A 24,753-nucleotide genomic window follows, 5' to 3' on the forward strand; every position below is an offset into this window, starting at 1 on the left:
AGATTAGTGTTTATGGATATTGAGTTTCTAGTGGCTTTTTTGTCATCACAAAGCCGTAAGAACTGCTTCTTTCTTCCTTCATCTCTAGTGTTAAGCGCATTTGTTTGCGCTCTTCACCTGTTTTTAAAGACACCACATAGGTTAGGTGATAATTGTTTTCTGTTTTTGAGATTTTCTCTAAAATAACCGATTGTAACTGTCCTTGCTTAGCTTCAATTGTCAATCCTTTTTTTAAAAATGGCTTTAATCGAGCGCCATCAGAAGAAAAATAGTAAGGCAGGAAATAACGACTAAAGGTATCTAAACTTCCTGATTTCTCTTGAATTTCTTTTAAAACTCTTACTTGGCGTTCAAGTGGCCGAATTTGTCGTTGACTGGCTAAAAATAATTGAACCGTCAGCAATGAAAAGACAAAACTAACAACAAGTACTGCTCCAAAAACAAACTGTAAAAAGACTTTCCATACATTGACAGATTTGCCGCTTTTCTTCTCTTTAGTAGGGGCTGTGATTGGCATTTTAGGAGCTTCTTTCGGTTGCTGGCTGGGTATTTCATCAAACGATGGCTTAGAAGAGCGATTAAAAAAAGAAGACTTTTTTGGCTTCTCTTTCTTTGGCTCTTTCGGTCGCAAGAAGAGATCTTCAGCCACCCCTTCAAAGGGGAGACTGACTTCTTCCTGAAATACGACCACTCCTTTTTTATCCAATTCCTCAATTAGAAAAGCTTCCCTAACCTCTTCAAATTGACATCGTGCGTTTTCTCTCTCCAACGCTTGAAGTACTAAATCTTTATTACGATAATCTTTACTCTTCTCCTTGAATTGATCGATCATTCGATACATTATCTATCACCTCATTTCTACGATTGTCTTCAACCAGTCGCTTCATTTCTTCCATTGTCATGTGATGTTCAACTAAAAAATTGGAAGTCTCTTCCCACTCTAACAAGCGTATCTGCGTAGTTAAATCCTTTTCTTTACTTTCTAAGTGCTTCGCTTTTTCTTTCATGTCGGCCAGTTTTTTCTGAATAGTTACTAATTCTTTTTTCTTCTTTTCAATGCTTGTCATCATTTTCTCCTTTATTGTCTCCTGATGGAATCGTTGTCTGATTTTGTACTGCTGCAGCTTGTTCAGCATTTAACGTATCCACAATTAAAATAGGTTCAATCGTGGTAATCAGATAGCGTCCATCGATTTTTGTATAAGTCAAACGCAGAGTAGATTGATTTCCTACATCCGTTTGAGCTTTAGAATAATCTTTTTTCTTTTGTAGCAATGTATTGGTATAAGATACTTTTACCAGGGCAACCTTATTTTCTGTATCAATATAGATCGTTGCCGTTTTTAATTTAGCATCGACTACATACCCTTTATAAGCCTGATTCGCTGGATCATTTTCTTTATTCACTTCCTGATGATAAGTTCCTTCCGTCATAAAAGGGAGATAGCGATTGCGATTTTCTCCTAAATCCTTTTTAGTAAAATAAGCAATCAGAAAGTCCTTAACATACGACTGAGTTAATTCTGTTCCTGCTTTTTTCTTCGTAACATGCGTTACTTTTGGCTTCACACTTTTTGGCTTATGGTTCATAGAGTTTCCTAAGCCGAAAGCTATCATTAAAAGTATAACTGAACCAATAATGATTCCAACTACTTGTAATTGTTTCAATTTTTCCATATCCAACATTTTCATAACTGAAGTTTCCTTTCTATTTTGTCATCTTGTTGCAAAGGTATAGTACGCTGCTGGACGACATACTCGCCAATGGATTTGCGATTGATTACCTGCGTAATTGAGCTCGCTGACTAAGAAACTACCATCAGCATTGACAACCTCTACTATGCCAACATGCCCATATTGTGGCAACGTACCATCAAATCCCCCAGCAGTAGAGACGACTGCTCCTTCAACTGGAGTCGCAGAAAGTTTCCAACCTTTTCCAATAAGAGACATGACCCAATTTTGCCCATTTCCTAAGTAGCCATAACTACCAGATAAATCTGTAATTTTTCCTAATTCTACTAAACGATTATAAGCGTACCAGGTACATTGCCCAACTGGATAACCATTACCAGCTTGAGTTGTCATAGCTGCAGTTGATGGTGGATGTTTGATTCTACTTCGATACTCTTCAGGAAAGTTCCAAGAAGAAGCTAGAGTTCCACTTCCCTTAATGGTTTGTTTGAAATACATCAGCATTTGTTTAGCGTTATTTTGACGTTGGGCGAGCTTATCCCCAGCATTGCCCTCCCATTGGTTTAAGAAACGGGTGGTTAAAGTATTGACATTCTCATTACTCGTTAAAATAGATTTTAAAATGTGAATATAATAAGGATTATCTCCTTCTAGCATGAAATCAATCTGCAGCTCCAGGTCATACCACTTCTTTCCTTTTGCCTTTGCATAGTTTCTAAGAAGTGTACTTCGAATTGCTCCATCCGAAGTATCTGTCCACATTCCTAATCCTAAGCCACGGTGAATGACTAAAGAGCCGACACTGGCTCCTTGGGCAAAGCCCATATTGAGCCAATTTTCATCATCCCAGGAAGAAGCAGTTGCCCCAATCGGTGGACTTAAATAATCGCTTTCTGCTCGTTTAGCCTTAATGCCGCTCTCAGTCACAAAATTTCCTAACATTGCCGCAATCCCATTATCTGTAGCATTCGGGATTTGCTTTTTAATGTGATCCCTTACAGCTCTAGAGCGTTGAGCTAAATCTCCAGACAAATTCAAATCTGTTAAAACAGAAGTCGTTTGATTATAAGTGACGCTTGCAAAGTAAAAACCCGGATTGACCGCTGTCCATTTCGCTTTTTTCTCTTTTGTTGCTTTTTCTTCCAATTTCTGATATTGGATTTCTTGATACCCATTCGTTTTAACCGTTCCTAGCTCAGCTCCAGTCTGAACCTTGTCGCCATTTTTGACTCGGATTCCGCCTACTTGCTTGTAGGTAAAGCGGGCTTCAGCTGTTTCAATCGTAATATTTTCACCAGAAACAACCACTTTGCCAGATAAAACAGCTCGCAAAGCTTGACCAGTAGTCGCTTTTAGCTGCGTATTCTCATAAATCTTTGTTTGAGAAACATAACCATATCGTTTAAGTACCACCAAAGGAGCTTTATAGTGAGCTTCATCTGTTGCCAGATAAAATGGATTATCCAATTCTTGATAATTGGGATAGCGACCAATTTCTTTTATCAATTCCTGCAATTCTTGATATTCTTTGAGTTCATTTTTAGTCAGCCGCATCCATTTTATAGAAGATTTTTGATTGTAGAGTTCAGGCATTGTTTTTAGATTCTGTGGATCCTGATTGAGGTTTTTCCAAATATCATTTAACGCATCGGAAAAGTGATTCAAACCTAAAAAAGCTGCCACCTTTCCTCCTGTCCCCTCTTTCCAGGACGTCGACGGATTCCACTCATTCCCATAACGATAATTCATATAATGGAGAATATCATCAATATTCGTCCAGTATTCAACCTTATCATTCGACTTTTCCCGATCTACTTTTGAAAGATGGAGCCACGACTGATTCAAGTCAAATTCATTTTGTTGGACAGGACTTGCACCGCCAAATACCCCTATAAAGAGTCCTAAGACTCCAAAAATAAGAAAATAAAGAAAGTAGGATTTGATAGAAAGTGGATTTCTAAAGATGGGTTTGAAAGGCTTAGAAATAAATCGAGCTGTTTTGCCAGTTTTACTGGCGATTTTACCTACTTTAGAATTTCTAAATTTGATTCTTGCCTGACGTAGTTTCTGACTCAACTTTCCTTCCCAAGACAATTCATTTGGTGTCCTCGTAAAGCCATTCCCGCGGACAAAGTTATAGGTACGATTTACCGTACTATAGTTTTGAGAAATGGCAAATCTTCCAGCTTTCCCCAAGATTTTGACAGTTCGCTTTGTCCCTTCTTTTTGGTAATGAGTTTGACGAATAGTTTGACGAGTCGATGCCCAATCGCTTAGAATGTCATTATCTTGAATCATTCGCTCCGCATCTTGGCGCAGTTTAAATTTTCCAGATTGAACAGCTCGCCGGCGAGCTTTCTTAGGAAGCGATCCACCATCTCGATCTTGCGCCTTTCGATAAATCTTTTTCGCAACCTTTTGACTTTGTTTTGCTTCCTCTAGTTTTTCTTTCAGAAATTTCCCTCTTGCCGTTGGTTGAGGTCTGCGATAAAGTTTATATTGCTTTTTCGCTAAATGATAATCTTGTTTTGCCGCTTTATATGTCACACGAGATTTGAGACGAGCCTCCTTAGAAGAAAGCTGAAGATTTTCTTCGACTCCCTTTTTTACTCGAACTCTACGCTCTTGAAAATCGTGTCTCCATTTTTTTTGATCCACTTACTCACCTTCTCTCTGCTTAACTATCCGTAGCGACTAATTGATAAAGCTTGGTATTTTTCGGAATGGGATTTTCAAATGGTACAATCGTATCTCCTGCTACAATCAGTCCAGTTCCTTTTGCTTTTGGACGCAATACAAAACGCTCAAGGGATGGGGTTAGGGTAAAAACTTGCGAAAGAGCTTCTAAATCTGTCAATTTTAGCTTTAACAAGACTAAAAATTCACAGTTTGCGACCAATTTTCGTCCTTCTTCCATCGAAAGAACCGTTTCTGGATTTTGCGTAATTCCTGTAGGAATGGCACCATACTTCCGAATCCGAGAATAAAGTTCCGTAAAGAAAGTAGCCTGAAGCTTATTTTTGAAGTAAAGCTGCAGCTCATCAAAATACAGCCAGGTTGTTAGTTTTCCTTGGTGGTTAACCACTTGGTTCCAGATATAGTCCTCAATGACAAGAAGTGCAAAGAGTTTGAGTTTTCCGCTTAATTGTTTGAGGGTAAAGATAATAAAGCGACTGTCCATATTGACATTGGTTGGATGAGCAAAAATATCATTTGAACCCATCGTGTACGGTTCAGCCTTAAGAGCTAAGGCTTGTGCCACTTCTTCCGGCTGGGATTCCATAACCTTTTGCCACTCTCTCAAGGTTGGCTTTGGAAACTGCTCATAGGTTAAACGGGTAACCCGGTCAATCATGGCAAACTCTTCATCGGATACTTCAGAAAAGATATTTTCAAACAAGGTTGTCAATAAATTTGCCTTTTGTCCAATAGGGTCACTATCTTCTGCCTGTAATTTATCTTGTTCCGGTAAATCTAGCAAATTAAAATGATTGGAAGACCCAGAGGCAACGTTAATAATTTCTGCTCCAAACTCACGACCAATATCTACATATTCTACTTCCGGGTCTACAATAATAATTTGATCTTCTGTATGGCGTAAGAGCGTTGGAATAATTTCTCCGCCTTTAGCAAGAACAGATTTACCTGAACCTGAGATACCAAATATAGCTCCAGAACCGGTGTTTAGATCCCGTTTGCGATCCAATTTAATTGGATTTTTTGACAACTGATTTTGACCATAAAAAATAGCCCTAGGGCTAGTAGATTGTAAATCAATGTTTGTAAAGGGGACTTGTGTTGCTAAATTAGCAGTTGTCATATCCCTCATAAAACGTTTTTTCACATCGATAAAGGCTTTACCAATTGGAAGAATGGTATTCAAGGCTTCTTCCTGATAGAGATACAATTTCTCTAAATCAACCGTGTTCTTCCGGACAGAACGTTTTACTCTTTCTGTATAATTGTTTAACTCTTCTAGACTATCAGCCATAAAGAAAATGGCAATCACGCCAGAAAACATTTTCTGATCATTGTCTTGTAATTCAGCCGTCCATTTTTCTGTTTCCCTTGAAGTTTCTTTGGCTTTACCTCCTACAGCTAAATCCTCTGAAATGCCTTCTTTAAAGCCCGTTTTTTGTCCCTTAATCATCTCTCGCCTTGCACTAGATCCGATTGTGTTGATTTTTTTAAGAGCAGAAGCTGTTTCATAAGGCTTACAATATACTGCAATAGCCAGTTCAATCCCTGTGTCCAAAATATTTTTAATCAATTTATCATTTAAAAACGTAGGATACTGGCGAACATATAATACACCGGCAAACTGATCATCAATCCGCATGTAGTCTTTTTCAAACTTAAGATAATTCGGCGCAATAAAGTCTTTTGTGGAAAGTCCACTGATAGCAATATCCTGATAATCGAAATCCAAAAACGCTTCATTTCTAAGGATTTTCCGAAAAATTGTCAATCGCTCTAGCCCATCACATTCTTTAAAGGAAATCCCCATCTCGCCATACTGTGCTTCGATAGAAGCTGCTGTATCATCTAAAATTCGTTCTGCTTGTCCTTTATGATCTGCTTGAGCTGTTAGAGTGATATATTTTTCAACTTTAAATGAATTCTGATCTTCTGAAAAGCGATCCGCAATCATCTCATTGTATTCTTTCCGATAACAGTCGCCAGAATCACCTTGTAATTCATAACGGATATTTTCTAGGACGTTATTCTCTACACGCCGATTCAAAATCAAGAGTTGATATTCATTCTCAATATCCAAAGAATTATAAATATCCGCATTGGTTTCAATAATATCAATCCGTTCCTGTTCAGTCGCCGTGATATAGCTGACGTCCCCTAAGTGATACGTTTTAGAATAACAATCCTTGGTGATTTTCATTAACCCATCAGGAAGTAAATAACGATAATTGAGGGAATTTTGAGTACTGGCTTTCATGGTTCGCCGCAAGCGCTTTGCCCTCTCCTTTTCTGCTTTAGAAAGAGTCACTGTATTCTGTGACCCCTTTTTCTGGAAGAAATGCATCTTTTGAAAACTCCTCTCTTTCAAATTCTGTTTGATAAGCTCGTTCTTGCTTTGTGAAAGCAAATCGAGCATGATCTCGAATAATTTCATCAAATTTGAGACCAAAAATAACAAAAGGAGGTAAAATCCCTCCAATCACACTATACACAATTATATCTGGCGCTTGAAAATAGACCAGAATAGTTGCTAGGACACTTACAAGCCCAATCCCAACTAGAAGGATTAACTGCCGAAAAGTGACTAATCCAATCACCGGACGCTCATAAGAATCCAACTCTTTTAAAAATTCACTACCTAAGCGATTCATAACGCTCCTTTCTAATTCACTTGTAATATGCTTTTCGCCATACGCTGGCTGCCAAACAAGAGAAGAATATAAATAATCCCTTTGGCAATCGCTGTCAGAGCGCTTGTCCAAGCCCCTGTTGTCGCTACTTTTAATAAATCATCTGTCACAATAGCTGGATAAAGAAGAATGATGATGACAAGAATAACACCTTGTAGAATAGCAGCTAGGTATAGCTTGAAGAAATTGAAGCAAATCGGGCGCAGAGCATCCATCATAAAACAAGCAACAACGATTTTTGCGATTCCTTTGTACACGTATAAGGTAGAAGAACGCAACAAAATCAATAATTTTGTCGCAATCTGACCGATAAAATCTATCACCCAATAGACTGTTTGTAATATTCCTTTCGCTACAAAATTCAATCCTTTAAAATCAGGTGTCTTAACTTTATAAGGAGAGACACCATTCTTTGCAGCTAGTTTAATCATCCCATTGAACATCCAACCAAAGATATCAAAAATTTGATCAATCGAGAGTACCAAAAAATAAGCTAACACATATTTAATTGCCAACTCAAAGAAGAGCTGCAGGGTCAATTCTCCACCATTGTTTTTTAAATGTTGGTACCAATTAAACATCTCTAGTCCCATAAAAAGCAACAACAAGATAACTGCAACATGTTGCATGGAATGAGAAATATCTCCCATGATTTTATAAGCGGTTGGGCTATAATCCTTAAGGCTGGTGGTTAATTGATTAAGGGTTGACTGATTCACAGACACCACCTTCTTTCTTTAAAAATTAAAGGATTGAATCCCTGCGGCAACCGCTGAAAAAATCGCTTTTAACGCAACGCCTAGAACAGCTCCTAAAAGAACACTTGTAATCCCTCTATCTTTCTTAATGTCATCTTCACGTCTGATACCAATTGCCAAATCCCAAATTCCCCAGGCAGCCCATCCTAAACCGACTAAACCGCCAATTGTTCCAATTGCATTCACTACTTTTACTGCTGTCTCCATAAATTTTTTCTCACTTTCTTTTGTCAATAAAAAAGACACCAAGAATACTTGATGTCAACATTTTTAATCTTTCTCTTTAAATTCAATTAATCAGTCTAGTTCTTCTGGTTTAAAGGTCAAGGTATAAGCCATTAAAATACTGAATACAATAATGAAAACTATTTCCCACCAATAAGTAATCGGTTGTCCTGGAAAAAGAAAACCTTGAAACTTTTCAAAATTTCCATGTGATAAAATGTTTTCTAAAAATGCAGATATTATTAAGGCAGCAAACACTAAAATTCCTTTTAATATTATCCAAACCAATGCCATGCTAATTAAACTCTTAAATAAGTTAAGAATAAACAGAAGAATAACAACTGGAGTCATAATCATCAAAGCAACTCCTCTCATCAAGAAATGAGGAAAGTGTTTCAAAACGGTTCCTAAAAAGGTAAGCACTTGTTTCAAGCGATTTTTGCACGACTTTTTAGACATTTGAATTTTGAGTTTCTGTTTTGTAGGCACATAATATCTATAGCCACTTGGACTAATTCTTATTTCCATCTGCTTTTCCTTTCCCATAACCACTCCTCCAATCTTTCTAGTTTCATTATACCAAAAATACCAGAGGTGAACTAGACTTTTTTATAAATTACGAAGCTTTGCGCCATTTCAACTTCATAAAGCTCACTGCTGCTAGCAGAGCTAGCCCAACTACTGTTAAGCCTGCAGCTGCCTTGTCACCTGTTTGTGGCAATGTTTCCATTGTACCGTCTGCTTTTTTAACAGACACGGTTTTATCAGGATTCACTACGCCTCCTACTGTTTCGGCAGCTAATTCTACTACCTGACCGTTTCCATTTGAAACCAGTACATGACTATTGTTAGTTCCGACAATCGTATAACCCGTATTGGTTTGGACGGGATTTGTCACAGGATTGACGACTTTTTGTCCTGTTGATGTAGAAGTCGTTCCAACTTGACTCTTGCCTGCCTTATTCGCTTCATCCGTTGTTTTCGGTTGTTCTTCCGTAGGTTTTGGATTAGGAGTTGGATTGTCCGGTTTTGGATTGTCCTTTTTCCCATCTTCTGTAGAAGGATTTGTCGGATCTGTTTTTCCACCAGGTTTCGTTGTTCCAGAATCCGTTGACGGTTTCGTTGAAGGGGTACTTGGTTTTTCAGGAACAGTTGGATCAGAAGGAGTTGGCGCTGGTGTATCCGATTGATTTGGTTTTTTTGGCGGTGTTGATGGCACAGTCGGATCAACTGGTGTTTCTGGAGTTGGTTGACTCGGTTCTACTGGAGTGCTTGGCTTAGGTGTAACCACACCTGGAGCAGTTGAGTCAACCGGTGGCGTCACATCATCCGCTAAAACGCTTCCTGCTTGGGTTAGCACCATTGTAGAGAGTGCAAGCATCGTAAGTAATTGTTTTTTTGTCATAAAAGACCCTCTTTTCTGTTTTTAGATAAAGATAAGGCAACAAGATCGTTCCTATTGCCTTGTAAAATGATTTTATTGATTTTCTTTCCGTTTTTTCAGTCCTACTAGACCAAAAGCTGCAAGTAAACTCAAACCAAGAGCCATCAAACCTGTTGAACTATGTTCTCCTGTTTGAGGAAGAGCTGGTGCTGGTGTTTTTAGAACTGATTTATCCATCTTGTATTCCACTTTCAACTGAACATGATGATAATGTATCGTTGGAATTTCTGGCGGTATTGGATCTGCTTCCTTTGGTTTAAAGGTTGGTGCTGGCACTGGATTTACTTTCACCAAATTTAACTTGGCTTTTGGAGTCGGTACCTCTTTCTCAGACTCCGGCGTAAAAATCTTGTGTTCTTTCGGCGTTTTATAATTTGGTGCAACTGGAACTCCAGCCGCTTTAATATCCGTGTTGAACACAAACCAAGCAGAATTAAAAGCAGAAGAATTTCCCGACGTCTTCACCCCAAAAGTAAGTTCAATCGTATCTGATACTTCCATAACTCCAGCGCCATAATAAGCATTTGGACTTTCTGCAATATCCCAATCAGCAGTCTTCACATTGCCATAATCAATATCTGTTGCAGAATAAATACCGTCTACATGCTGGTCTACATAAGAACCGTTAATTTTCAAAAAACGTGTTCCTTGACCTGTCTTAACATATTCAATGTGAGTACTTCCGGCACCAGAAGAATTTAAAGAAGCCGCAGAATAATACCAAGGATTTTCTTTAGTCGCCTTAATTTCGTTTCCGTCTTTATCATACAAACGAACACGCAAGCGAATCATAGAATCCTGGCCATTATCATTTACTGCACCATAATCAATCGTGCGCACAGGATTCTTCCAGAAAACGGCATTGATATAACCTTGATTATTTGGCGTTGAAACAACTGTATATTCAAACACAGCTTTTGTCGCAATTTTATCTCCTGCTTTTACATTCAGATTACCATACGTAATTTTAGCCGTTTGTCCAACCTTCATTCGTCCAAATACACCACGATTATTATCTGTTCCTTCTTGTTTTGAAGAAGACAAGTGAGATAAATCTGTTCTCAATACAGCATGATTATCTCCATGTTTTTCATCAACTATTTTCAAAAATTTATCTTTATTGAAATAGTCAATACCTTCAGAATCCAAAATTTCAGCATTTTTGACTGTCTCCTGATTAAACAAAAGACGATTCTTAATCACTTCAGGCAACCAACCTTTTTTAGTTTTATTAGCTTCAGCCTGAGCTTTTTCTTTTTCAAATCGCTCATCTTCCGCTTTATTATGTTCTGCAACTTTTCGATTAAAATCATCAATTTCTTTATTTTCAGCTTCTACCTTGGCTTTGCCTTCTGCGTTTCGCTTGCGAACTGCTTCATTATAAGCTTTCGTCTCTGCAATCTCCTTATCTTCCTTTGTTTTTTCAGCTTGATAAGTTTCAGTAGCTTTTTTGTTTTCTGCCTGAACTTGTTCCACTACTTTTGTATAACGATCATAAGCTGACTTAGTTGGATCTACTGGAATTTCTTTAGTAGTCTCCGTTACTTTAGCATCCGGAAATTGTTTTTTAATCTTTGCCTTAGCTTCTTCAACAGCTTGATTTGTTTCCTTACTTGCTTGTACAGCTTTCTCATGTGCTTCTTTCAAAGCTTGATTTTCAGCAGCAATCTGCTCATTATTTTTCTTCGTTTCTGCGATTGCTTTTTCATAAGCTGCCTTCTTTTGAGCATAATCTTCAGTCGTTTTGTCAATAGCAGCTGCTTGTGCTTCGTAATTTTTAGCAATTTCCTGCTTGACTTTCGTAGCTTCTGATGGCGTTGTCACCGTACCTTTATCTACAGTAGGGTCTTGAATCGTTTTAATCCCTGCAGCTTGAGCTTTTGCGACAGCTTTATCTACAACAGAATGATCTACTACATTGTTTGATTGAGCAGCACTAGCAACCTCTTGTTTTGGGGCTGATACAACTTCATCTGCCAATCCTACATCTGCTGTGGCCAACATCAAAGCCGACATACCTAACAATACACCACAAGCTCCATAGGCTTTTAGTTTACGAATAGAACCATACTCTTTCATCTTTTTTTGCAAAATATTTTTCTCCTTAAAATTTATATTATTCTTTTGTATTATACTTTCGCTAATAGAAAAGATGGCGCACGTGCCATTTTAAAATTAAATATCATATTCTTTCTCCTTTCCTTTACACCTATCTGCTTTCAACAACAAAGAACAAAGAATACATTTCTTCACTCTTCAAAACAGATAGATGAGGACTCTATCTGTTAAAGTTTAACGATAGGTCGATGATAGCCTTTGCCAGTTAATTGTAAAATAGATTTTTTCCCTCGCTTGATTCGTCTAGCAACAAGAACATTTCTTCGCTTGATTGTACGGATTGTTTGATAAATACTTGCATAATCTACAACCATTTCTACTAGTTCGAGTTTGCCATTTATATAGCCCTTACGAGAAATTAAACCATGTTTACTAGTTAATTTAACTTCTTCGCCATTTTCAAGGCGTGCTGTTGCATCACCTTCACGACCTAATCGCCTTAAATCTGTGAGTGTAACTTCACTAGATGATATTTTAATTTGATTCATCTCGTCCTCCTTTAGTGTGAATCAAAGGCTGATTTACAGCCATGCCGAGTTAATGCCGTAGCATTTCTACTGTGTTTTTTATGCAGGATTAAAATTGTGGTCTAGAAAATCCCAGAAACCCCTTAGCCTTACGGGACAAGTCAACCGTGGCTTTACGTGATGCAGTCAGCGCTAGATATTTCTTTCTAGCTACACACCGCCCCTATTCTTCTTTTTATGCTTAGACTGCGCTAATCAGGACAGTGGGAGTATTCAGTTTTCAAAGGCCACAAGTAGTTTTCTGACATGCTCAGGTCAAAAATCTAAAATGTATGCAATCAGTGTCATAGACTCCCTTTTTGAATCTACTGCCTTTTTGTAAGAGTCACTTTCTTAACCCACCTTGGATTGATTACAAAAGGTGGTTGTGCACTTGGAAAATTCATACTGACTCCAGTTGATAAGGAATTGCCAACCAATTGTTGTAATTCTTCTGGGTTGAATGTAATTGAAATCGTTTCTGTTGTTTTATCATAATACTCAATCAACATCTCTAGCTCTTCTGCTGGTTTTTGAGTTTCTCGCATTGCAGCCATTCTTTGTGACTCTCTATTATTTCCAAAAAATGCCATTGTTTTTTCTCCTTAATAAAATGGACTATCCTCATTTTTATCAGTTTCTTGTTTTGAGCAAAAATTATTTTTTACAACTTTGAAACAAAATTCAACTATTTTAAAATTCATCAAAAATAGTTGCAATATCAAACCGCATTTTAAAATGATTTTATACAACTTGAATAAGGGTAAATCTTGCAAAAACAGCTTAAGAAAATCATCTAAATTAAAGATTGTTAATAAATAACGAGTCATTAGTGCTGCAAGAGCAATTTTTACGATACTATTTAAAATCTCTAATAAAATTTCTTTAACCGATTCTTGTTCATAATGTTCCATTTACACTCTCTCACTCTCTTTTAAAACAACTCTAATTGCTTCTTCGGTTGAAAATTCATCCAAAGTATTTCCGTACGTGGCAAGCCATGTTCCGCAGTTGCCGCAAATTCCACTCTTTCCCAGTTAGGCAACTGCTTGTTATAAAGTTTACTATCATAACCGCTAAGTAATATTTTTGCTTTCGATTGATTCAATATTTCTAATAATTCCTGATGATCCTGATCTTCCATCTCTACTGTATATTGTTTTCTTGTCCTCGTACTCAAAACATAAGGTGGATCAATATACATACAGACATTCTCACGATTATATTCTGAAATTAAATCCAAAGCCGGCCGGTTCTCAATCTGTACTTGTTTTAAGCGGATAGCTGCTTCTTGGATAATTTCAGGAAGTTCATTCCAATGCTTCACCGCATAAGCTCTTTCTCGACCGTTCACATCACGCTTCCAACCAGACTTTTCAAAATTGCGGAAGCCATGAGACATCAAAGAACGAATAATAAAATTAGCTGCTTTGTCAACTTCATTGTGAGGATTAGTCTCCCAAGCCCTGTTATAAACAGTCCGACTATAAGGTGTCAGAAAGAGTTTTTCGCTTAGCTCTTTAGGAGTTGCTTGAATTACCCGAAAAAGATTGACAACATCATCATTCAAATCATTTACCGTTTCAATACTGCTCAACTCTTTCGTAAATAATACTGCGCCACTTCCAAAATACGGTTCAAGATAACTTTTATGTTCAGGAAAGAGATCAACAATTCTCTTAGCTAGATTCCATTTACTACCTGGATAACGAAGAATAGTTTTCATTTTTCATTACCTCTTAAACTAGTGCAGCCTTTCCCGAATCCTCATATTTCATTTCAGCATTCCTATGAGCAATCATTTTCGCCTCTAACCTACGTTCCTCTTTAAGATTTTCTAAACATTTTAATAAATAAGCTAGCGGACTTTCCGAATCAATTGGAATCCGCTCGATTATATCTAACACTTCACCACTCGTTACATACCCATCCGAAAGATACTGTCCAATCATCATTTTTTGATAGTGGGTCAATTTATAATTCTGAAATTTACCTGTAAAAAGATCGAGTTGCGTAAATTTTCCATTATACCTATCAGCAATCACCTGCAACAAAGAGTAGTATTCTGGTTGGATATATTTCACAGATTCTTCTTGTGTAGGTAAATCCATGGCTCCAGCAGGCGAGGAAATTTCTTTTGAAATTTGATTCGCCTTTCTAGACATAGAATCCCCATTATAATCAGTATCACTAATATCAGTATCATTAGGGGTTGAATTTGACACTAGCCCCGTATCAATTTGACACCCCCCTAGTGTTTTTTTGACACCCCCCTGGTCTAAATTTGACACCCCCCTAGTTCCAGAACAGGAATCCTCAGTATTTTCACTAATTCTAGCGGTTGGATCGTCTTTTAATTGACCAAGATAAATACGATTAGCAAGATTACCAGATTTACTTGTTGATTGTTGCACTTCACGAATCAAACCATATTCACTTAATTGCTTTTTGATTCTCAAGAGTGTTGATTTTGAACAATTTAAAATTTCCATCAACTTTGAATTTGAGTACACAAGGAAAACATAGCCCTCTTCATCAATCCAATTGTTTTTAAGAGAAAGAGACAATCTGTCTTTTAGAACTGAATAAGCAAACTTCGTATCTAGTCGCATCCCTTTATAATAATCACTTTCAAAAAGAATTTTAGGGACTGCATAAAATCTTTCTGAGGTCTGGTATTCATTTGCACTTATCATATGAATTTCTTTCATGTTTACACCTCCCTCAATTTGAAATCACCGTTTGATTTAAATCCAATCAAACCAAATGTTTCAAGTTCACTAACGCTTGCGAGTGCTTTTTCTCGTGGTAAACCCGTTTCTTTCATCAGGAATGAAAGAATGGCTTCTCGTGATTCTTTTTCTTTAGGTAACATAATGACCTCCCGAAATAGTTTAAGTAAAAAACAAAAGAGAACGCTATTTAACGTTCTCTTGATTTATAAGATATTCAATTTTTTCAAATTCTCAAAACTCTAGACACTTACACGCCTTTTTTATCAATTTATTCTTTGTCTAACTTGTAGTATGGTTGATTTGGTATAGAAGCTCCAATGCTTGATGCATAAATCCACTCCTTACCTTCCAACTGTGCAAAATTTTCAGCTTTTCCTGTTAGGATGACTCCTGAGAATTCTAATTTTTCTAGGTCTTCTTTCTTAGACAAGTTTAGCTTACCAAATTTTTTCAAGTAGGTTTTAATGTCATCTGACGGAGTTATGTTATTGTAGGTACTTTTTCCAATGTCAGTCGCAATATATTTTTTTAAATTATCCAAGAATCCATCTACATGCCTCATTTCTGCAAGTCTGTTGCTCAGTCTCTCTCCTTCTTTGAGATTTTTGATAGCTTCTTCTGCTTCCTTTTTGTGAACATATTCTTTTTTTGTTAGATAATCTGGCCTCGTGCCATAGAGATTGCTCGGTTGCCACCAACTTGGATCGGCTGTTGAATTTGTACCAATCCAATACCAATTGGTTTTAAGATTCTTAGGAATCATTGCTCGAATTTCTTTTAAGGTATATGGTTTATCAAAGGTCAGTGCTACCTCTACCAATTGATTTTGCATTTCCTTTACATAAGGAAGCTCTCTAGTTGGTTTATGGACAGGTGCTCCTTTCTCTTCTTTCGCATTTTTATTGTAGAATTGTGGCACCTTTTGGTTATTTTCTATTTGAATAGTTGCCCCAGATTCTGTATATCTGCCAGAATTTGCATGAAAAAGGATTCCTCGATTGATATTAAAAATTCCAAAATCTGCCTTATATTCACCATAGTCGAGTGGAATTCCATAAATATCTTTAGCTTGTCTACCTTTAATACCACCATGAAACATGCCCCCACCATTAGCAGACCAGGTATAAGTTTCAATATTAGGAAAGGCAACGCTTTCAACTAGTTGTACCTCATTGACTACCTTCCAAGCTTGGTTGCTGATGAGTTTTCCCGTAACCATACGAGCACCAATATATATTCCAAAAAATGCTACCACTACTGTTATTGACCAGAGAATGATTCGATTTCTATTTCTCTTTTTGTTTTTCTTTGCAACGATTTCAAAAGTTTCCATGATGATATCCTTTCTTTTCCAAAACTTGTCGAAGTTTCTTTCGACTGCGCATGAGCTGAACCTTGACCTTGCTTTTAGAATAATGAAGCACTTCTGCTATTTCGCCTATTGAGAACCCTTGAAAATAATAAAGATCCAACATGATTTTATCCCGCATTGGCAACTTTTCCACCTCCTCCATGAGAAAGTCGTAGTCTGATCCTTCAACAATCAATTGATTTCCCTTTGTAAAAAAATCTCGTCTCAGAATTTCCATATAATGCTTATCACGCCGGTATTTATCAATATAACGACGAATAGACACACGATACATCCAAGCTCGCATTTTTTCAGCAGGGATGACAAAATCAGACTCTAGCATTTTGATAAAAACATCTTGAACAACATCTTTTGCTTGCTCTTTTGGAACGCCTGAGCCTTGTAGATAATAGACGATTTCTTTCGCAAAGGCAATCAAGACTTTTTCATAATCATCTAATTTGATATTCTCATCCCCCTTCCTTCACTAGTATAACGAATTGGAAGCGTTTCTGGTTACAAAAATATAAAAAAATCGGAAATAGTCCGATTTTTTATTCTTCATCAGCCTGAATTTCTCAGTCCAGTCGCAATTCCATTGATTGTGACGTGAATCAACCTTTCTTCGTCAGGAGATAACTCTCCACGGCGTTGGCGTTTGATGAGTTCTAACTGAATATAATTCAAGATATTAAAATAACGCATGCGGTAATCCAAACTGTCTCGCAAGTATGGATTTTCCTCTAACAATTCATCATAATCTTCAATAGCAAGAATGACATTCTTGGTCAACTGCCACTCATCTAAAATTGTGTAATAGATTTCTTGAACTTTTTCATCTTCGCATAGTTTTGCATATTCAAAGGCGATATTCATATTCGACTTAGATAACACCATGTCCACATTAGACAAAAGTGATCGAAAGAAAGGCCAATTTTTATACATCTTTCTTAAAAAAGCTAGATTTTCTTTTGGATTTTCATCAATAAATTCTTTAAAACTAGATCCAACACCATACCATCCAGGAAACATCACACGACTTTGCGACCATGAGAAGACCCATGGAATAGCACGTAAACCACCGATTTCCGTAATAGTTTTACGAGCAGCCGGTCTTGAACCAATATTAAAACTAGAAATAGCTTTGATTGGGCTTGATTCAAAGAAATAATCATAAAAATGCTCATTGCCAAAGACTAAATCACGATAAATTTGATAGCTTCGGTCTACCACCTGATCCATAATGGATTCGTAATGATTGGACGTATTAGTATCGCTCTTTTTCTTTGTAATCATTCTGTTGATCGTCGCTGAAACCAACATTTCCAAATTGTAGTAAGCGGCATCCTTATTTCCGTATTTATTACCAATTACTTCTCCTTGCTCTGTCAGACGAATTCGGTCATTGATACTACGGAGTGGCTGCGAGGTAATAGCTTCATAAGTAGGACCACCACCACGTCCAACTGTCCCACCACGTCCGTGGAAGAAGGTGATTTTCACACCAAACTCATCTCCAATAGCTGTTAATTGCTGTTGAGCTTTATAGAGGGTCCAACAGGATGATAAGTAGCCACCGTCTTTATTACTATCTGAATAACCAAGCATGATTTCCTGATAGTTATTATTAGAGGCAATCCATTTTTGAGCAATAGGAAGAGATAAATATTTCTTCATCGTATCATAGGAATTATCCAAATCTTCAATGGTTTCAAAGAGCGGTACAATCTGCACGCGTGCAGATTCCTTGTCAATGAGACCAACTTCCTTATGCATCACAGCCAACTCTAAAAGATCGGACACACTTGTTGCATGAGAAATAATGGTTTGTTTAATGACAGCATCTCCTAACATATCCTTCAACTCACGAGCCGTCTGAAAAATCTGTAATTCTTTTTGTAAGAGATCTGATTTTTCAGCGTGTGTTGCAGAGAGAATCCGTGGATCATAGAGCAGTTCGTTTAGTAATACATGACATTTTTCGCCCTCAGAAAGCTTGCTATAATGCTCCACTATTCCTGCACTGGCTAACAATTCTGCCACACAGGCTTCATGAACGCTTGAATCTTGACGCATATCAATGGACGCAAGATAGAAACCAAACACTTCTACTGCTTGCAACAATTCAGTAAATTCACCAGAAATCATTGCCTCTCCTTTGTTTTCAAGAAGAGATTGTTTGATAGCTAGCAAATCATGTTTAAATTCTTCAATATTATGATAGTATGGTTCTACTTCTGCCTGGTCAATAAAGTAAGTCTTGGTATTTTTCAGTTTTGTTTGAATGTAGTAAAAAGCACGGCGATACAGCTCTTTTTCGCGGTAAATAGAATTATCTTCTGACAGATAAGCCATTTCCTGCACCGCTTCACTGACTTTAACGATACCTGTTGACAAAGAGAATTCACGATACAGATTGACAATTTTCGCATCGTAGTAATTCATAATCACTTCACATTGTGTCAAAGCTGATTTTTTCAATGTTTCGGATGTAACATATGGATTCCCATCTCGGTCACCACCAATCCACATTCCCATTGTGATGGGTGTGGGATTTTCCAAGCTAATCCCATGCTTTTTAGCTAGACGCTTATATTCTTCTGTTAGATTTGTCACTGCCTGCAAGAGAGAACTATTGTAATATTCCATCACATTGGTGATTTCATTCGTCACTTTTAATTTTTTCTCACGAATCATATCCGTACGCATAATAATTTCGATATAGCGACGAAGATCATTATGCCATTTTTCTTCATTGAGCAATCCCATCCGCACATCGCGATATTTACGCAACAAAACGTGAATATGATTTGTTAAATCCAGCATGGTTGTCCGTTGTACTTGAGTTGGATGAGCTGTTAAAACTGGTACAACATTTAAGTGTTCCAAAATTTCAGCGGCATTTTCCTTTTCAGCAACTAAATCAATTGTTGTGGATAATTTTCCAAGATAATCTTGACCAACATTATTTTGATAGTTAATTTCAAAAGCTAAATCAACGTCTTCTGAAATATTGATTAAAAGAGGCAAGATAGAAAAATAACGTGAAATATAGGACATTTCCTTGTTAGACAGATTCTGAACAATTTCATTTAATCCTTCGTAATTTCCAACTGCTGCCAATTCTTTTAAAGCGATGATTTTTTCAAAGGTTTCAGGACTTAACATATTTTGTGTAACTTCTTCTAGTAAGTCCGTCAAAATCGTAACTTCTTCTTGGATGACTTCCTTATTATTGTAATTTTCTAATTTTTGAAGTGACATGATCTACACCTTTCAGTAAGCTTTTGCTCAATCTCAAGTTAGCGAACAACTCTTAAACCGTGATTGGTTTCTTCTATTTCCCTATACAAACTTTCGCGTTTTTCATTCGCATCAATATTTAACACAAAAGCAATTGCAACGGATAATACCAACAGGCTATTTCCACCTTGTGACAAGAACGGGAAGGTTACACCAGTCGATGGAATCAAACCTGAAATTCCCCCGATATTAACAAAGGTTTGCGTCAGTAACATTCCACCAACACCAAGAGCCATCATAGAATTGAAAGGATCTTTCGCTCGAATTCCCACCAAAATGATCCGTAGAATAAGGAAAAACAAAAGAGCTAAAATCAAGCTGGCACCAATAAAGCCAAATTCTTCAATAACAATGGAAAAAACGAAATCTGTCTGTGCTTCTGGCAAATATCCGCGTTTTTCAATAGAGTTTCCCAATCCTAAGCCAAACCAACCGCCATTACTCATAGCATAATAGGAATTAGCTAGCTGGTGACCTGCACCTGACACATCCTTAAATGGATTAAAAAAGGCACTAAATCGTTTTGCTACATACCCAAACACAGGAACCTTAGCGACTTTTTCCACACCAATGAGCCAAATACTGGTTAAAACAACTGTAGAAAGAGTAATTAGCACACCAAGAAGAGTGGAAAACCAACGATAACCAATCCCACTAACTGTAACCATAATCATGGCTGTCAATAAAAGAATTGTCGCATTTCCTAAATCAGGCAATGCTGCTACAATTCCAATTAGAAGGAGAACAATAATTCGCCAATCATTTAGTGCACGTGGAATCACTTGATTTCGTGTTAAAGCCTGATAGTCATAAATTGAGATTTCATCTTGCTGATGAGAAAAACGCAATGCCAAGAACCAAACCAAAATGATTTTTAAATACTCAGCCGGCTGAAGACTAATTGGCCCAAACCGTAACCAACCATGAGCTCCATTGATTCGTGCACCAAGAACACGAGATAAAATTAAAAGCAAGATTTCTACAAAAATAACAATGATAATCAGTCGATTGTCCTTTAAGAAATCCAACTTTATTTTATAAATTAAAGCAATAGCAAGTAAACTGACTATCCAGAAAACCCCTTGATTTAAAACAGATCTGAGCGAATTTGCTCCCACCTGTACCAAAGTAGCACTTGACGTTGAATAAACAACTATCAGTCCCAAAATAGATAAAACTAAATAAGGAATCAAAATGGAATAATTCAGTAGGTGGCGTTTATCAATTTTCATAGTTCACCTATATTCTTAATTTTCACCGAACATTATACCATTTTCTAAGGTAAAATAAAAGTATTTAACGAACGGTTTTTTTGCAATCCTTTTGCTATCTAGGCTAAACTTTAACTAAAATAAAGATAAGGCTATGAATTTTGGCTACATTATTGATTTGAAAAAGTATTACTACACACATAACTAAGCAATAATCAATAAACCGCTTTCCTTAATATTTCAATTTGATGACAAATACCTTTTTTCTACTAATTTATTTTGCTTTTTATCTAACTTTACGTTAAAATGAATTTATATGAGAAAGAGGATTAAACCGCTTGTTATATTTGCTTTTTTTGTAAGCTTCATTATGATTATTGTGGGAGCGAAGTATTATGCAGAAAGCAAAGAAACGAAACAGCAAAAGGCTACCACTGAACAAACATCAACTACTCCTGCTAAAGAGAAAGACACTTCTGATTCTAACAAGGAAGATAAAGCCTACAAACCTATTATTGACTTATCAGGCTGGCAACGACCAAGTGATATCAACTATGATCAATTAGCAAAAAACATTTCTGGTGCCATTATACGCGTGCATAGCGGAGCACAAGCAAAAAAAGAAAATGCAGCTACACATCTAAATGGAATTGATAAATCTTATCAACGCCATATCGAAGAATTTCAAAAACGAAATATCCCTGTTGCTGTCTACGCTTATGTGGCGGGTAATAGTAAGAAGGAAATGGAAAAAGCAGCTGAAAGCTTTTATAAAGCTGCTTCAAAGTACAAACCAACTTACTATTGGTTGGATGTTGAAGAAAAGACTATGGAGAACATGAATGCTGGTGTAGAAGCTTTTCGTGCTAAGTTAGCATCATTAGGCGCTAAAAATATTGGGATTTATGTTGGAACCTATTTCCTTGAGGAACATAGTATTTCAACCAAAAAATTCACAGCAATCTGGATTCCAACCTATGGTTATAATGATGGTTATTACAACGCTGCTCCCAAGACTGATTTAAAATACGATTTACATCAATATACCTCACAAGGATCAATTAGTGGTTTTGCACATGATGTCGATTTAAATCAGTTGTCTCCTTTAAAAAATCAGACAAAAACATTTAAAAAATTATTTGGTAATGGAAAATAAGAACTCTGTAACAGTTTCAATCGAAAGCTATTGGAGCCAGAGCTCCCCTAAACTGAAGCTAAGACAAAAATTTCCAATCAATTCTGTAGTATTATAAAGTTGTTCCATGTGATTTATTCTAATGATAGTGTAGGTGCTTTTCATTTATAGGTCATATGGGACTTTTTTCATACACTCAAAAAGTTCTGTAATGTTCGGCTCTATCATTTCTGTAGTGGATAAATCTACTGTAGAGATTATAGAGCCTTTAAACTTTAAGAAGCACGTTTTCATCACACTAAACATAAAAAAAGAAAAGACCAATATGGCCTTTTCTCGATGTTAGCTTCTCGTCATCCACTAAAGTTGACAAAGATTCGAAGTAATTATTTATCCAACTTTTTGGAGTCAGTATAAATAGTTATCGGATAATATTTTATACAAAATAATATGGTTATTATTGATAATTGAATGTCCAATAATACACACCTTCGCCATTAACAACTGCAGCTACTGCTCCTTTTGTTGCATCAGGTGAAAGAAGTAATTCTCTAAGACCACTAGTTGCCCATTTTTTAACAACAGTTGATGGATCTTCATCACGCCGTCCAACAAATCCTGTACTATCATATTGCCGAGAAATTGAATGTGCTTTTGGAAGAGCTTGTGAGTTATAAATTTCGTCGGACCAGATTAATTCCTTCAGTCCTTGTTTTTTACGTTCTTCATTGATTTTAGCAAACGCCTCTTTTGCTTTATCTAAAGCAATGTAGTTGGTATCATCAGTTGCTTCAACTCGATAAACAAATTTAACATATCCAAATTCTGTATCGCTATACTTTTTATCATTGACACCACTCTTTAGATTAGCAATCAAAACATAATCTCTAGCCCATGGATTTTGTTTAGATTGTTCAAAAATATCTTCGTCTTCAATTTTCCATTCAACTTTAGCATCCCATCCAGCATTATCAACAAATTTAGGATTCATTTTTTCAATAACATATTTTTTAAATTCTTCAACATTTTGGAATGGAAGAGGTTGACCTGCTTTTGCTGTAGTTACTAAATTAGTTGAGAACAATTTCACGCTAGAGTTTTTATCACTATACATATACTCGTCATCATCCGTGTTTTTGTGAAGTTTTGGATCAAGAGCTGGGTCATTAGGATCAGTCATACCATGAAGTTTCCATTTATCTCCCATCCATTTCCAGTATGGTGAATAGCCAGTACGCTCAGCATTCGACGGTACATAGTAATAATGAGTGCTACCATCATAGTAATAGTTTTTGTCTTTCTGAAGAGCTGCTGAACCTGGTTTTCCTGGTGGGTAAACAAGTTTTGGAGTTTGTCCATTTGGTGCCCAAGGCAAATGTTCAAGCCCTTCTGCTGGTTTTTCAACATAAGCAGGAATTTGATTTTCACTTGGCTCATCAGTTGTTACCAAACCTGAATTTCCAGGAGTAGATGGTTGATTCGGTTGTGCTGGTTTTGGCTCCTCGGATGGTTGTTCTGGTTTTGGAGTAAATGGATTGAACTCACCATCTGCACCATTAATTGGAGGATTTTCAGGCAAGTTAATGTTTGGATTTTCAGGTTGAGTTGGTTCCTCTGGTTTGGGTTCTGATGGTGTTGTTGGCTCATCTGGTTTATCGCTAGGAGATGGAGTCGGTTGTTCTGGCTCTGCCGGACTTGGAGTCGGAACTTCTGGCTTCGGATCTTCAGATGGTTGTTCTGGTTTTGGAGTTTCAGGTTGCGTTGGAGTAGTTGGATTCTCAGTAGAATTCTTAACAAATACCCATTTACCATCTTGATAATAGTAATAATCACCATTATCCAACACATAGTAATGATAACCATTTGAATAACGATAATGTCTATCCTTTAATAAGTTATTGTAACCATTGTTACTGTTGTTATTATTTGAAACAGGAACCCATTGTCCATTACGATAAATACGATAAGAACCATCACTCATACGGTAATAATGATTTCCATTCCAATATGTGTAATTCGGATCGGTTGTCAAACGGTTATAACCATTGTTGTAGTCGTTTCTTCCCCAGTTGTTATAACTATAGTTCCAATTATTGTAATAATTACCCCAGTTATTATAACCATAATTCCAATTATTGTAATAGTTATTCCAATTGTTATAGCCGTATCCCCAGTTATTGTAATAATTTGTATAGTGGGTAAAATACCCATTCCAATAATCATATCCTGGTTGATAATGATTATAATAGCTATATCCATAACTTTGTGCTTGAACATCATTAGCAACCAATACAGGAATCATTGCTGCTGTAGCTAGGACAGATCTTGTTACAAATCTTAAACACCTATTCATTTTAATTTAACCTCCAAAGTGATTGGGTCACTTTATATTATAATTATGGGATAATTATTTTGTGCACAATTCATGAAAATAGCTATTCATCATCAACTAGATATCAATCCTATTGTTTGAACATATTAGGAAATACGCTTATATAAAAAGGAGATGGTCTAGTTTAAATCATCCTAATCTATTTTCATATATATTTAACCCACAATTATTCATTATAACATACTAAATTTTTCAACACAATATATTTAACTAAGATTTATAAAATATTTTGATGTTTAAAATCTTCGAAAGTTCTAAAATGAAGTTAGCCACTTGAAAATAGAAAAAAGCACCTCCATGTTATACTTGTAAGTTAATCAAAACCTAAACAAATGAACATAGAGATGCACAGTTATTCTACCACACTGATAATGGCTGAGCGTTGCCTCATTGAGTGACTAGAACTGGGCACTACGAGATTGATACAGTGATTCAGACACGAGAAAAGACATCTTGTCTGCTCACAGAATGACTCTGCACAAACTCATTTGCT

General features: G+C 36.6%; 23 protein-coding genes. 1 reads left to right on the top strand and 22 read right to left on the bottom strand.

Features of this window, described 5'->3' with window-relative positions; translation table 11 throughout:
• Positions 1 to 10 precede the first annotated feature (10 nt).
• The 21 genes from PCY10_RS03815 to PCY10_RS03915 form a co-directional block, all read right to left on the bottom strand.
• Entirely contained in the window at positions 11 to 841 is an 831-nt protein-coding gene (locus tag PCY10_RS03815; RefSeq protein WP_125442558.1) for a hypothetical protein, read from the bottom strand.
• Positions 804 to 1,067, bottom strand: coding sequence for a hypothetical protein (locus PCY10_RS03820; protein WP_125328637.1), 264 nt, complete (start codon positions 1,065 to 1,067; stop codon positions 804 to 806). The genes PCY10_RS03815 and PCY10_RS03820 overlap by 38 nt, the downstream gene beginning before the upstream one ends.
• Positions 1,054 to 1,692: a hypothetical protein gene (locus PCY10_RS03825; protein WP_125328636.1), complete on the bottom strand. Its 639-nt coding sequence runs from the start codon at positions 1,690 to 1,692 to the stop codon at positions 1,054 to 1,056. Before PCY10_RS03825 ends, PCY10_RS03820 begins: the two co-directional genes overlap by 14 nt.
• A 24-nt stretch (positions 1,693 to 1,716) precedes the next feature.
• Positions 1,717 to 4,353, bottom strand: coding sequence for a phage tail tip lysozyme (locus PCY10_RS03830; RefSeq protein ID WP_301558871.1), 2,637 nt, complete (start codon positions 4,351 to 4,353; stop codon positions 1,717 to 1,719).
• A gap of 19 nt (positions 4,354 to 4,372) precedes the next feature.
• Positions 4,373 to 6,736: a VirB4-like conjugal transfer ATPase, CD1110 family gene (locus PCY10_RS03835; protein ID WP_125442556.1), complete on the bottom strand. Its 2,364-nt coding sequence runs from the start codon at positions 6,734 to 6,736 to the stop codon at positions 4,373 to 4,375.
• Positions 6,687 to 7,043 (bottom strand): PrgI family mobile element protein, encoded by a 357-nt coding sequence (locus PCY10_RS03840; RefSeq protein WP_125442555.1) that lies wholly within the window; start codon positions 7,041 to 7,043, stop codon positions 6,687 to 6,689. Before PCY10_RS03840 ends, PCY10_RS03835 begins: the two co-directional genes overlap by 50 nt.
• An 11-nt stretch (positions 7,044 to 7,054) precedes the next feature.
• On the bottom strand, positions 7,055 to 7,801 hold the full coding sequence (locus PCY10_RS03845) for a hypothetical protein (protein ID WP_301558872.1): 747 nt from the start codon (positions 7,799 to 7,801) through the stop codon (positions 7,055 to 7,057).
• A gap of 18 nt (positions 7,802 to 7,819) precedes the next feature.
• Positions 7,820 to 8,047 (bottom strand): hypothetical protein, encoded by a 228-nt coding sequence (locus tag PCY10_RS03850; protein ID WP_125442553.1) that lies wholly within the window; start codon positions 8,045 to 8,047, stop codon positions 7,820 to 7,822.
• A gap of 90 nt (positions 8,048 to 8,137) precedes the next feature.
• On the bottom strand, positions 8,138 to 8,611 hold the full coding sequence (locus tag PCY10_RS03855; protein WP_125442552.1) for a hypothetical protein: 474 nt from the start codon (positions 8,609 to 8,611) through the stop codon (positions 8,138 to 8,140).
• 70 nt (positions 8,612 to 8,681) lie between these two features.
• On the bottom strand, positions 8,682 to 9,470 hold the full coding sequence (locus PCY10_RS03860) for an LPXTG cell wall anchor domain-containing protein (protein WP_301558873.1): 789 nt from the start codon (positions 9,468 to 9,470) through the stop codon (positions 8,682 to 8,684).
• Positions 9,471 to 9,542: 72 nt separating this feature from the next.
• Positions 9,543 to 11,600: a GbpC/Spa domain-containing protein gene (locus tag PCY10_RS03865; RefSeq protein ID WP_301558874.1), complete on the bottom strand. Its 2,058-nt coding sequence runs from the start codon at positions 11,598 to 11,600 to the stop codon at positions 9,543 to 9,545.
• 194 nt (positions 11,601 to 11,794) lie between these two features.
• On the bottom strand, positions 11,795 to 12,115 hold the full coding sequence (locus PCY10_RS03870; protein ID WP_301558875.1) for a hypothetical protein: 321 nt from the start codon (positions 12,113 to 12,115) through the stop codon (positions 11,795 to 11,797).
• A 344-nt stretch (positions 12,116 to 12,459) separates the two neighbouring features.
• Complete coding sequence (locus tag PCY10_RS03875; protein ID WP_301558876.1) at positions 12,460 to 12,726, bottom strand: thiopurine S-methyltransferase; 267 nt, start codon at positions 12,724 to 12,726, stop codon at positions 12,460 to 12,462.
• Between the two features lie 12 nt (positions 12,727 to 12,738).
• The gene (locus tag PCY10_RS03880) at positions 12,739 to 13,047 is read right to left on the bottom strand and encodes a hypothetical protein (protein ID WP_134971092.1); all 309 of its coding nucleotides are present in this window, start codon (positions 13,045 to 13,047) and stop codon (positions 12,739 to 12,741) included.
• A gap of 20 nt (positions 13,048 to 13,067) precedes the next feature.
• A complete protein-coding gene (locus PCY10_RS03885) occupies positions 13,068 to 13,859 on the bottom strand; it encodes a DNA adenine methylase (protein WP_301558877.1) in 792 nt (263 codons plus the stop codon).
• A gap of 13 nt (positions 13,860 to 13,872) precedes the next feature.
• Complete coding sequence (locus tag PCY10_RS03890; RefSeq protein ID WP_301558878.1) at positions 13,873 to 14,844, bottom strand: replication initiator protein A; 972 nt, start codon at positions 14,842 to 14,844, stop codon at positions 13,873 to 13,875.
• Positions 14,845 to 14,846: 2 nt separating this feature from the next.
• On the bottom strand, positions 14,847 to 15,008 hold the full coding sequence (locus PCY10_RS03895; RefSeq protein WP_301558879.1) for a hypothetical protein: 162 nt from the start codon (positions 15,006 to 15,008) through the stop codon (positions 14,847 to 14,849).
• 128 nt (positions 15,009 to 15,136) lie between these two features.
• Positions 15,137 to 16,201, bottom strand: a complete 1,065-nt coding sequence (locus tag PCY10_RS03900; RefSeq protein ID WP_301558880.1) for an anti sigma factor C-terminal domain-containing protein — start codon at positions 16,199 to 16,201, stop codon at positions 15,137 to 15,139.
• Complete coding sequence (locus PCY10_RS03905; protein ID WP_247953835.1) at positions 16,188 to 16,658, bottom strand: RNA polymerase sigma factor; 471 nt, start codon at positions 16,656 to 16,658, stop codon at positions 16,188 to 16,190. Before PCY10_RS03905 ends, PCY10_RS03900 begins: the two co-directional genes overlap by 14 nt.
• A gap of 125 nt (positions 16,659 to 16,783) precedes the next feature.
• Positions 16,784 to 19,483: a phosphoenolpyruvate carboxylase gene (ppc, locus tag PCY10_RS03910; RefSeq protein WP_301558881.1), complete on the bottom strand. Its 2,700-nt coding sequence runs from the start codon at positions 19,481 to 19,483 to the stop codon at positions 16,784 to 16,786.
• 38 nt (positions 19,484 to 19,521) lie between these two features.
• Positions 19,522 to 20,754, bottom strand: coding sequence for an FtsW/RodA/SpoVE family cell cycle protein (locus PCY10_RS03915; protein WP_003073118.1), 1,233 nt, complete (start codon positions 20,752 to 20,754; stop codon positions 19,522 to 19,524).
• A 295-nt stretch (positions 20,755 to 21,049) separates the two neighbouring features.
• Here PCY10_RS03915 and PCY10_RS03920 point away from each other — a divergent pair, with 295 nt between their 5' ends.
• On the top strand, positions 21,050 to 21,889 hold the full coding sequence (locus tag PCY10_RS03920) for a glycoside hydrolase family 25 protein (RefSeq protein ID WP_096362717.1): 840 nt from the start codon (positions 21,050 to 21,052) through the stop codon (positions 21,887 to 21,889).
• Between the two features lie 436 nt (positions 21,890 to 22,325).
• Here the strand turns inward: PCY10_RS03920 and PCY10_RS03925 are convergent, their stop codons facing one another.
• Positions 22,326 to 24,221, bottom strand: a complete 1,896-nt coding sequence (locus tag PCY10_RS03925) for a CAP domain-containing protein (RefSeq protein ID WP_125396482.1) — start codon at positions 24,219 to 24,221, stop codon at positions 22,326 to 22,328.
• Positions 24,222 to 24,753: the final 532 nt, after the last annotated feature.

It is taken from the genome of Streptococcus sp. SI1, from assembly GCF_030439945.1.
GTDB lineage: Bacteria > Bacillota > Bacilli > Lactobacillales > Streptococcaceae > Streptococcus > Streptococcus intermedius.